The 10926-nt window shown below is 44.4% G+C and carries 8 protein-coding genes; 4 read left to right on the forward strand and 4 right to left on the reverse strand.

All coding sequences use genetic code 11. The features are described from left to right. Both QVA83_RS12885 and QVA83_RS12890 read right to left on the reverse strand, forming a co-directional pair. Positions 1-289, reverse strand: a 289-nt coding sequence (locus QVA83_RS12885; RefSeq protein ID WP_287498530.1) for a tryptophan 7-halogenase, incomplete at its 3' end; no start/stop codon positions are given. A gap of 143 nt (positions 290-432) precedes the next feature. Beyond that, positions 433-3363 carry a TonB-dependent receptor gene (locus tag QVA83_RS12890; RefSeq protein WP_014977831.1) on the reverse strand — a complete coding sequence of 977 codons (2931 nt, stop codon included), beginning with the start codon at positions 3361-3363 and terminating at the stop codon, positions 433-435. A gap of 525 nt (positions 3364-3888) precedes the next feature. Between QVA83_RS12890 and QVA83_RS12895 the strand changes: the two genes are divergently transcribed. Genes QVA83_RS12895 through QVA83_RS12905 form a run of 3 tightly spaced genes read left to right on the forward strand, consistent with a single transcriptional unit; the run spans position 3889 to position 7898 of the window. After that, a complete protein-coding gene (locus QVA83_RS12895; RefSeq protein ID WP_061486866.1) occupies positions 3889-5226 on the forward strand; it encodes a GH1 family beta-glucosidase in 1338 nt (445 codons plus the stop codon). Between the two features lie 17 nt (positions 5227-5243). Then, positions 5244-6851, forward strand: coding sequence for an MFS transporter (locus tag QVA83_RS12900; RefSeq protein WP_156079076.1), 1608 nt, complete (start codon positions 5244-5246; stop codon positions 6849-6851). Between the two features lie 45 nt (positions 6852-6896). Further along, positions 6897-7898 carry a LacI family DNA-binding transcriptional regulator gene (locus QVA83_RS12905; protein ID WP_014977832.1) on the forward strand — a complete coding sequence of 334 codons (1002 nt, stop codon included), beginning with the start codon at positions 6897-6899 and terminating at the stop codon, positions 7896-7898. A gap of 140 nt (positions 7899-8038) precedes the next feature. Here QVA83_RS12905 and QVA83_RS12910 read toward each other — a convergent pair whose 3' ends face one another. Further along, positions 8039-9208: an acetyltransferase domain-containing protein gene (locus QVA83_RS12910; RefSeq protein WP_156079077.1), complete on the reverse strand. Its 1170-nt coding sequence runs from the start codon at positions 9206-9208 to the stop codon at positions 8039-8041. A gap of 201 nt (positions 9209-9409) precedes the next feature. Between QVA83_RS12910 and QVA83_RS12915 the strand changes: the two genes are divergently transcribed. After that, on the forward strand, positions 9410-9877 hold the full coding sequence (locus QVA83_RS12915; RefSeq protein ID WP_156079078.1) for a nuclear transport factor 2 family protein: 468 nt from the start codon (positions 9410-9412) through the stop codon (positions 9875-9877). A gap of 52 nt (positions 9878-9929) precedes the next feature. Here the strand turns inward: QVA83_RS12915 and QVA83_RS12920 are convergent, their stop codons facing one another. After that, positions 9930-10571, reverse strand: coding sequence for a YiaD family glycine zipper/OmpA-like lipoprotein (locus QVA83_RS12920; protein ID WP_014951442.1), 642 nt, complete (start codon positions 10569-10571; stop codon positions 9930-9932). Positions 10572-10926: the final 355 nt, after the last annotated feature.

Here is a 10926-nt window from a genome sequence, read left to right on the forward strand (position 1 = left end):
AGTGCCCGCCTTTACGCCAATTAACAAAGCTGGAGCCTTGCTTGAAAGCACCATGACACACCGTTAAGAATTCCGTTTCACTAATACCAATATCAAGAAGGGTATCGCGCAGTGACGGCCAAGAGCCTTCGCCCACACCTAAAGAAGGGATGTTGGGTGACTCTATCAAGGTAACGGTGTGATTCGCGCTTAGTTTTGCGGCAAGTATCCCTGCTGCAAGCCACCCAGCCGTACCACCACCGACAATGACGACCCGATGCATACTGCTATGACTTTCGTTATCACTCATACGTTAAGAACCACGATATGTCCCACTGCACTTCTACAAACATGTTAAGTCGATTTACTGGTTACTAATCAAACAGCACTATGGCAAAAAAACCCGCTAAAGCGCAACCCTAAGCACTTTAGCGGGTAAACACACCCCAATCGTTAAAACTTGTAGCGAACTCCCAGTGCATAGCGAGCGCCAAGCTCATCTAATTTCCACAACATAGCACTTGTTCTGCCGTGTCTACGGATATTTTCATCTGTGATGTTTATCCCTTCAAATGACACCGTAAGATCTTCAGTGATGTCGTAAGAAACATTGAAGTCTATTTGTGAATAGTCTTCGGTATAGCCCGGCTCATTAATGTACTGAGAGGTTGTATCAAGGAACTTATCACGCCAGTTGTAGGCAATACGCGCTTGCAAAGCATCTTTCTCATACATCAAGATGAGGTTTGCTGTGTCACTTAGTCCCACAAGGGCAAACTGAGTTATCGATGGATTTGCGTCATTATCAAAACCAATATCACCTTGCACTGTGGTGTAGTTAGCCAGTACCCCGAAGCCGCTATCACCAAAGAAGTGCTGCGCAGCAAGTTCGAAACCGTAAATATTCGCCGCTTTATTGTTAACAGGTTTAGAGTTAATGAAGGTAATCAACGGATCTTCGCTATTGGGCAGCACATCGAATTGCTGCTCAAACTGCTCGTCAGTCAACGAGTCATACTCGATACCGTTTTCCATCGCAGCAACCATGTTAAACAATGACGTGTCATTAATTGGAATACCACGCGCCTCTAATTCAGCGCGAGCCGCCTCTGCACGCGGTCCATTGGTAACGTCTCTCAACCCAAAGATATTTTCTTCAACTTGTTCATTACCGATAAAGTTCTTAACACGCTTATCGTAAAAACCAACAGACACATAGCTTGTCTCATCGAAATAATATTCGAATGAAAGATCAAGGTTGTCTGATTCTAATGGTATCAGCGATGGGTTACCTGAACTCGCGGTGGCGGTAATGCTGTCAGTAAGAATTGTCGGCCCGCTTTGAGGCGATACTGTCGCTGCGGCGCTCAAGTTGTTGTACGTGGGCCGCGCTATTGTCTTACTGTAAGAGAATCGCGCAATCATGTTTTCAACAACTTCGATATCGAAATCTAATGCAGGAAGTACATGGTCGTAACTTGATTCAACTTCAACATCTTCCATATCGCTTCCAAAACGGACGTTGAAGTCATTATTACCTTCCCACGCAATGCCGCTAGGTAAACTTATATTTGCAATTGAAGTTACATCGGTATTTTCGTAGCGTACACCTGCCAACAGGTTGTACTCCATGCCGTTTAACTCGCCAGATAAATCCAATTCGAAATAAACCGCAGTTATGTCTTCTTCAATCGTACGGTTAGTTGCAAACGGGTTGTTGGCAAGAAAATCAAAACCGTATTCTTGAGCAGCGAATGCACCAATTTGCGCAACACTACCGGTAAAGCCCTGAGAGAACATCCCCTCAGTATTGAAATCGCTAAACTCACTCGCCAAATCCAGCGGTGTTAACGAACCAGCAGGAAGCTCACCCGGGTTCTCAATTCCCCAGTTGCCCATGGTATGGCGGGTAAGAGATTGGAGCGATGTGCTCTCCATTGAGCGTGACTCAATACCAAAGTTAATGCTTCCGGTATCCATAACGTAAGAGCCATCAAGACGAGCTTGAGTAATCTCGGTGTCTTGCGACGAGAAATTCATGTCCAATATCGATGTACCTACATCATCTTGGTCAAGCACGCCATTACCGTTAAGATTATCACGAGCTTCATCGTCAAAATCGACGAACATAATAGGGAAGTCACCTCTGAAATCGACACCTTGCCCTTTAACTACGTTTGCGCCTAAACCAAGATTTGTCCACGTTCCATAGGGCGCATCTGGGCGTCCTTCCGCCGTCGAATTATGAAGGTCGAAGACTAGAGTTAGCTCGTCATTTACGAAGTACTCAAGGTTTAAGCCGATCGACTTGTTTTCGTTGACTTGGTTTAGTTCTTGAAGCGCCAAGCCTAGATCACGAGGTAGCAAATCTCGGCGTTCTTGAGTGATTAATACTGGCGTTTTTACCGTTTCATCATCAAAGGTTAGTTCGGTGAAGTACCTATCATCCATCCATATCGATTGCTCGGCTCGAGCTTCATATAAGTCTTGCTTTGAATAGGTGTAATCAAGCGTGGCCGTCATTTTTTCTGAAGGAGCAAACTGGAACGTTAGCTGTGCATTCGTTCTTTCACGCTCTCGGTCTGCCATGTAATAACGTAAATCTGAGGGAATGGCGAAAAGCTGTCCCATGGCTGGTGCGTTGTTCAGCACAATTGGGTCACCGCTATCTGGGTTCGCTGGATCAGGTGATTGGGGCACCGTGCCATCAAATGGATTTACGCGCCACTCGTTCACAAACGCACCTTGTGCAGCACTGTCACGCTGTTGGAATGAACCGGTAAACGTAACGCCAAAGGTATTGTCATCATTGAGGTAATTGATGAAGCCAGATACTTCAGGCGTAACATCATCACCTACACGGTTAGTCGTATCATGCAGTGCTTTTGCGCCTACACTTGCGGTAATGCCATTGTCAGATGCTTGAAAGGGACGTGCTGTTCGTATATTTACCGTAGCCCCAATCCCCCCAGTTGCAATACTCGCTCTACCTGTTTTGTACACTTCAACCGCTCTAACACTTTCAGAAGCAAGGTCAGAAAAGTCGAAGGCGCGAGAATTTGCTGCTCCGCCACCACCAGGTAACGCAGAACCAGGCATCGTACGTCCATTCAGCGTTACCATATTAAAGTCAGGTCCAAAACCACGCGCTGTGACTTGGCTTCCTTCACCATTATTCCGACTAATTGAAATACCAGTAATACGCTGTAGTGACTCTGCTAAGTTAGTATCAGGAAATTTACCAATATCTTCTGCTGAGATGGCATCAACAACACCAGCAGAGTCACGCTTGATACCCATCGACTCTTGAACACTACTTCGTATACCTGATACCTGAATAACTTCTATGTCTTTTTCTGTTTCTTGCGCCGTCGCAGATGACATCACACCGCTACTCAAAGCGGTCCCGAGTATCAATGACAAACTTGCTGCGATCTTGCTTTTATTTGGTGTTGTTTGTGTCACGGTCTATCTCTCTTTAATAGTGGCTTTTATATGTGTTGTGAACCTTACGCGCCGCCAGAAAGGGCTTTCCCAAAGAGAAGCTAGAATACCCAGACGTAAGAAAGCGCTTTCCGAACATTAATTCAACAAAAGTTTAAGATCAACACATTTTTTACAATTAATTCACAGACAACAACTATATCGGAGAACACCAAACTCCTCATAAAAAATACAAAACTATTATATTCAACAATTTATAATAAAACCAAAACTCTATTAGATTCCTGTGATAGCCATAGAAATATTATCAGTCACTTAATTCCATTAACGTAAAAATGACATAAATATGAGAAAGCGCTTTCTAATTGTTTTTTATTTGTGCTATAAACCGCTTTGTTATTTCAGATTCATTGTACTGCCAGCATCCGTTTAGAATTTGTGCAGTAAGAAAAAGGTTATCGACATATGAACAGCATTTCGCTTCCCGCAGGCAGTCCCTTACTCAAAAATTCGTTTCTTTATGGAACTGCCACGTCAAGTTTTCAGATAGAAGGGGATGTCGATAACCGTCTCGAATGTATTTGGGATAGATTTTGTGAACGGCCTTCAGCCATTGCTGATCACTCCAATGGCGATGTCGCCTGTGATCATATTGCTCGGTGGAGAGAAGATTTCGACATTTTGTTAGACTTAAATGTAGACGCTTACCGTTTCTCTATTTCTTGGCCGCGCGTTATCACTCAAGAAGGTGAGCTAAATCCAAAAGGCGTTGCCTTTTATAAAACGCTAGTTGATGCGTTAAATGAAAAAGGCATTAAGCCATTTGTTACCCTTTATCACTGGGATCTCCCTCAGCACCTGGAAGATAAAGGTGGGTGGCTTTACCGACAAACTGCTTATGCATTTGAAGACTATGTTGACAAAATAACGCAGGCGTTAGGCGAGTCCGTTTTTTCCTATGCAACGTTCAATGAACCTTTTTGCAGTGCTTATTTAGGGTATGAAATAGGCGTACACGCCCCGGGCAGAACGGGTAGAAAATACGGAAGAACTGCGGCTCATCACATTTTGCTAGCACACGGCCTTGGGATGAAGGTGCTTAGAAAAAATGTCCCAAATAGCGAAGCCGGTATAGTATTGAATTTTACGCCATGCTACCCCGCCACACAAAAGACAGAAGACCTCTTAGCCACCCGCAAAGCAGATGACTATATCAACCAATGGTATATGCAGCCTTTAATGGAGGGAAGCTACCCCGAAGTGTTATTTGATATAGACGAAGCGGATAGACCACCAGTTGAAGCTGGTGATATGGAGACAATCTGTCAGCCCATCGATTTCTTAGGGGTAAATTTCTACACGCGATTACACTATTCTGCGCCCGAAGAGAAAGGCGCATTGTATTTCGAGCATCCTCATCAAGGTCCATTGACCGATATTGGTTGGGAAATCTATCCAAAAGCGCTTTATGATTTACTTACTTCATTAAACGAACGATATACGCTCCCTCCCATTTTTATAACTGAAAATGGTGCTGCAATGGCAGACGAACTCAAAGATGGTCTTGTTAATGATGTTGATCGGGTTGATTACTACAATGCCCATTTAAACATGGTACACAACGCAGTGATTGATGGAGTAGAAGTGAGTGGTTACTTCGCATGGAGCCTCCTTGATAACTTCGAGTGGGCGGAAGGATATGAAAAGCGATTTGGGCTAGTTTATGTGGATTTTGAAACGCAAAAGCGTACGCTTAAACTTAGCGCCAATGCTTACAAAGCGCTCATAGCAAGCCGAACATAACAACAGTGGAAATAGCAATGAACCATAAGCTGACATTAAAAGAAAAAGTGGGTTATGGCATGGGCGACGCTGCGGCCAATTTAGTTTGGCGGGGCGCACTTGCATATTTGGCGGTATTTTATACCGATACGTTCGGTATTACAGCCGCTGCAGCTGCGATGCTATTTCTTGTCGTTCGTCTTTCTGACGGTGTGACCGATATTATCATGGGAATGATTGCTGACAGAACCCAGACTAAGATGGGAAAGTTTCGCCCTTGGATATTAGGCTCCACTCCTTTTCTTGGCCTTTTCATGGTCCTTTGCTTTACCACACCTGATCTCTCGTATTCAGGCAAACTCATTTACGCTTACCTGACCTACATCGGACTAACCTTAGCGTATACGGTTAATAATGTACCGTACTCAGCGCTAATGGGCGTGATGACCAGTGATGATAGAGAGCGTACAAGTTTGTCTGGCTTTCGTTTTGCTGGGGCATTCTTTGGTGGACTGCTTGTTATGGGTTGTTTGCCTATGCTGGTGGACTTGCTAGGCCAAGGGAACACTGCTGTAGGGTATCAATATACCATGTGGTTGTTTGCCACGTTGCTTGTCATATTAATGTGTGTAACAGTTTTTACCACGAAAGAGCGCGTTACGTTGCAGCAGGTTTCAAAGCCTCAAGACACTAAACTAGACTCTCCAAAAACAGAGACGGGTACCCAAGTAGCGCCCGCTCCTCGTTCACTAACATCTGAACTCATCGACTTGGGAAAGCAACTACCGTTAATTCTAGTTCCTCTTTCAGGAATAACCGCCTTCTTTTATTATCGAGACGTTGTAACTGGGGCAATCTTCATTACTGTTATAGCGCTTACTACTATTGCAATTAAACGGTTAACTCGCCGACCTGAAGCCGAAAACACCCGTTCTCAGCAGGATATTATCGACCTGCTTTCCAATAAACCCTGGCTAATTCTGTTAGGAATGGGTTTTCTAACCATGATGTTTAATGGCATCAAATATGGCGTTATTGCCTACTATTTCAAATATTACATGGGCAATGAGCTACTCACAGGCTACTTTTTCATTTCACTGCTGGTAGTGTCGATTTTCGGCGCATTAGCAACGTCCAAATTAGCCGCTATGTTTGGTCGCAAGAAGCTCTTTATTATCGCGCTGTTAGCAAGTAGCGTATTGACCTCTGGCATTTATTTTGTTCCTCAGAAAAGCGTGAGCGCCATATTCATTCTAGGTTGCAGTGCAGAGTTTTTTGCCGCCATATTGCCTACCTTATTTTTCTCTATGCTAGGAGACTCGGCAGACTACAGCGAATATAAGACAGGTCGAAGAGCCACCGGACTCGTCTACTCTGCAGGCTCTTTTGTTCAAAAAACAGGGGGAGGCTTCGCAGGGGCGCTCGTCTTGTTGGTATTAGGAAGCTATGGCTATAACGGTCTTGATATCAATACAATTAATCAAACGCTTCCAGGTATGAAGTCTTTAATGAGTTGGATACCGGCGCTATTTGGCTTTGCTGGCGCGGCGTTAATCTGTCTGTACCCATTAAATGACGAAAAACAAAAAGAAGTTACACAAGCTTTACTCTCTCGACGTAGCGAACAACCGCCGATATCGGCATAATACAGTCAGTTAGAGTGATTGTTTTAGAGAACGAGGTCTTATCACGTGCCCACCATTTATCAAGTTGCCGAGCGTGCAGGTGTTTCTTTATCTACGGTATCCCGCGTATTAAATGGTAAGGCTTCGGTAAACAAAGTACTGAAAGAACGCGTAGAGAAAGCGGTTAAAGAGCTAAATTACCGCCCAAATTCTGTCGCTCGTTCATTGGCAAATAACCGCACTGACAGCGTCGGGGTACTCGTACCTGAACTCAACGCCCCGTTTTTTGGCGATCTGATGCAAGCTGTAGAGTCAACGCTGCGCGCCGCAGATAAACATGTCATTATTTCGGTAGGACGAAATTGCCTAGAAACAGAGAAAGATGCGGTAGAGTTTCTTATTAGCCGTAATTGCGATGCACTCATCATGCATGCAGAAGCATTATCCGATGAGTATTTATTGGAGTTAAACCAGTCGAAACTTCCCGTTGCTTTGGTTAACAGACAGGTAGAAGGGCTACCTGAGGCATGCACTAGCCTCGATAATGAAAAGGGTGGATATCTGGCTACCCGCCACTTACTCGAGCTAGGCCATAAAGACATTGCATATATTTCTGGACCGACTGACAAGTGTGACGCGAGCTTGCGCTTGGAAGGACATAAACGCGCCTTGTCGGAAGCAGGGTTGCCCATAAACCCACAGTTGATATTTAACGGCGACTATTCTGAAGAAGACGGGAAGATTGGCTTGTTAGAGCTCATGGCGCGCGATGTGCCTTTCACGGCTTTAGTGTGCGCCAACGATTGGATGGCATCGGGTGCGATAAGCTGCGCGAGAGATTTAGGCATGAGCCTTCCCCATGACTTGTCTGTGGTCGGTTTCGATGACGTGGTATTTGCCCACCATGTTTTTCCTCGTCTTACCACGGTCAGTAACCCAATTGCGGAAATGGCTGAAATGTCAGCCAAATACATACTTAATAAAGTATATGGTCAGGCTAATAACGTTCAGCTGTATTTCGAACCTTCCTTGGTTGTTCGGGAGTCTACGGTAAAACATGAAGGATGAAGCCAAGCTGGTAAGTCGAAAACCGACTTTCATCTAAACTCTCAATTAAAACTTTCAATTAAGTGTCTTTCGCTTCCAATAGCGCACTTTGCTACCCACCTTAATGATGATACGACCCACAATAGACGCGAAGGCCTGTCTTACAAGTATTTAAGCCAAGGGGCGTGGTGCTTTGATTTATAGGCGCTAAACCATTTAACAGGGAAATAAAGCACTAAACTAAGGCCAGCAGCTATTAGCCATACTTGCCAAATATGGTCTACGCCCACGTATTTTCCTTTATTCGCCCCCCAAATAAAGAATGCAATACCGTACATCACCAGCAATACGTACAAATGCAGGATGTAGAAAAACATCGGGACCGAGCCAAAGGTGTCGAGAAACGCAAACTGCGTATCTTTAACGCGCTCGAAAGCAAACAACAATAGAAACATGCCGGCCAGCGTAAAGAGCAAAAATGCTAAAGATGGGGGGTATTTGGTCAAATTAAGTAATGACATCAACGTAGTGATGGCACTTTGTTGTAGCTCCCAAGGCAAGGTCTCACCATAAATATTTAAACCGCGAAGTAGGAAAAATAGGCTGAGCGACACTGCAAATAAACCAAGCAACCACCGACCGCGTCGCGCTTTATCAAGCTGTTGACTGTAAAGAGGCCCACATGCATAACCGAGCAGTATTACCCCTATCCAAGGAAGCACGGGATAACTCACTTTAATGTTTAGGGCGGCTGACTGAAGTATATATCCTCTATCGTGCAGCATTGTCCAAAGCGTATAGCCTGTTTCATGTGGAACATAGCTAATTGGCGTTAGTGCATTATGTCCAAAGACAATTAAGAGGCCTAAAATGAGCAACAGAGTTCTTGGAAGATAACTCAATACAGCCAGAGCAATCATGCTGATACCTATGGCCCACATCACCTGAAGATAAAGCGTTTGGAAACTCGCCCCCCAGCTAAATGTAATAAATGTGACCTCTAAGAACAGAATAAACAATCCACGCTTAATTAAGAACTCTCTGACATTGCGTGTCGGCTTGGCCTTATTCGCTGAGTCCATTGGATTGGCATAGAGCCATGCAGACAGCCCCGTCAAAAACACAAATGTGGGTGCACAGTAATGGGCGGCTAATCGTGTGAAAAATAGAGAAGGTGACGTGGTATCGATATCCATAGGATCAGATACCTGCAAATGCAGAAAAAAGCGCTCTCGCACGTGATCGATAAGCATAATCAGCATGACCAAGCCACGCATCATATCGATGCTTCGAATACGGTTTCGTTGAATACTAGAAGACATTTTAGCCATTACATCAAGGAGGAAATATTTGCTATCAACACAACTTCGTTCAGAATTTAGCGGTAGTTTTAGCCACTTACAGCATCTATAGTTAAACGATTAACCCAATGCTATAACATTGCAGTAAACAGTGGCAATTATTTGCTTCGAATATACTAATGATGCGTTCAACAGCATAATAAGAAATACTAGAAGAAAAACGGAGTCACTATGAAATATCTATTGTTAGGTCTGGTCATGCTTGCTGTTGCAACGACGGCCGTTGCGAACAACGACCGCGACGCAGTGAATCAGACACTTAATGCTCTACATCACAATGCGTCTATTGCAGACTTTGAGCAGTATTTTGGTTTGTATCACGACAGCGCGATCTTTATTGGCACCGACGCATCTGAGGTATGGACCAAAGAAGCGTTTAAGGCGTATGCCAAACCTCACTTTGACAAGGGCAGAGGATGGATATACCACCCGCGAGACAGGCATATCTATTTTTCCCCTAATCACGATGTAGCCTGGTTCGATGAACTGCTCGATAATGAAAGCCTGGGAGAAACACGAGGCACGGGTGTCTTAATAAAAGAGGGAGCAAAGTGGAAAGTCACCCAATACCATTTAACGATCCCTATCCCCAACGCGCTTGCAGATAGCGTTGCTAATCAAATTAAAACCATGCAATAAAAAAAGCCCCGACATAACGGGGCCTTTGTTTCTCTTTGGGTCTTAACTACCTTTAGGTATTAGACTGTGTGAGTGGTTGAATTTCCATCTCTACTCGACGGTTCATCGAGCGGTTTGCTGCACTATTGTTAGGTACTTTAGGTGCGTATTCGCCCATACCTACCGTCGTGATACGCGTCGGGTTAACAGAATAGTTAATTAGTAAATTCTTAACCGCTCCTGCACGGCGCTCAGATAAAGACTGATTATACTGCTCAGAACCAGTGTCATCCGTATGGCCTTTGATCATAAGAACGGTTTTTTCGTAGTTGTTTACGACTTTGGCAACGTCTTGAAGAACCGGATTGAAGTTAGGGCTGATGCTAGAACTGTCAGTAGCAAAGGTAATGTCGCCCGGCATGATCAATCGCAGATTATCGCCTTCTCGCACAACTTGAACGCCAGTATCAGAAAGCTCATTTCGAAGCTCTTCTTCCTGTTTGTCCATGTAGTTACCAATCGCACCACCTGCGATTGCACCTACCGCAGCGCCCCACGCATAACGACTTTTGTCGTTATCACCTGTCGCTTTACCCAGCAATGCGCCTACTACCGCACCAATAGCGGCACCTTTTTGCGTATTATTCGGATCAGTTGCGCAACCTGCTACCGTTAGTGACGCAGCAATCAAACTTACAGCAAGAGTCTTTTTCATAACTTCCTCTTATTTCAATTAAAAGCTTAATATTGATGAGTTGCATTTATCCATTGCCACTCTCAATAAGCTCAGTGTTAGTTTTGCATTAAACAACTACAGTGATAGCAATTAGCGTTCCACTGGCAAATATTCTGTATGTAAGCAACAACGAGTATCTGAGCGCCACGAGTTCGTTTCCTGCTTAACTTTTCCTTAAGATCAGCACTCAAAGGCACTACAGCACTTCTTGTTTAGAGGAGTGTAGGACATCAAACCTGAACGTTAGCTAAATGAACGTTGGAATAAAGAAGAAAAAATGCGTTCGTACACCTGACTCTTATACACATCAGACGCAGCCGACGAAGAGGATAGT

It is taken from the genome of Alteromonas sp. AO-Serp (assembly GCF_017849675.1).
GTDB classification, from domain to species: Bacteria; Pseudomonadota; Gammaproteobacteria; order Enterobacterales; family Alteromonadaceae; genus Alteromonas; species Alteromonas macleodii.

Bases quoted from the DNA above. Each gene is read 5' to 3' on its own strand.
- QVA83_RS12910 (WP_156079077.1), bottom strand. From the start codon at position 9,208: ATGGCTAAAATGTCTTCTAGTATTCAACGAAACCGTATTCGAAGCATC.
- QVA83_RS12900 (WP_156079076.1), top strand. From the start codon at position 5,244: ATGAACCATAAGCTGACATTAAAAGAAAAAGTGGGTTATGGCATGGGC.
- QVA83_RS12895 (WP_061486866.1), top strand. From the start codon at position 3,889: ATGAACAGCATTTCGCTTCCCGCAGGCAGTCCCTTACTCAAAAATTCG.
- QVA83_RS12920 (WP_014951442.1), bottom strand. From the start codon at position 10,571: ATGAAAAAGACTCTTGCTGTAAGTTTGATTGCTGCGTCACTAACGGTA.
- QVA83_RS12915 (WP_156079078.1), top strand. From the start codon at position 9,410: ATGAAATATCTATTGTTAGGTCTGGTCATGCTTGCTGTTGCAACGACG.
- QVA83_RS12890 (WP_014977831.1), bottom strand. From the start codon at position 3,363: ATGTCATCTGCGACGGCGCAAGAAACAGAAAAAGACATAGAAGTTATT.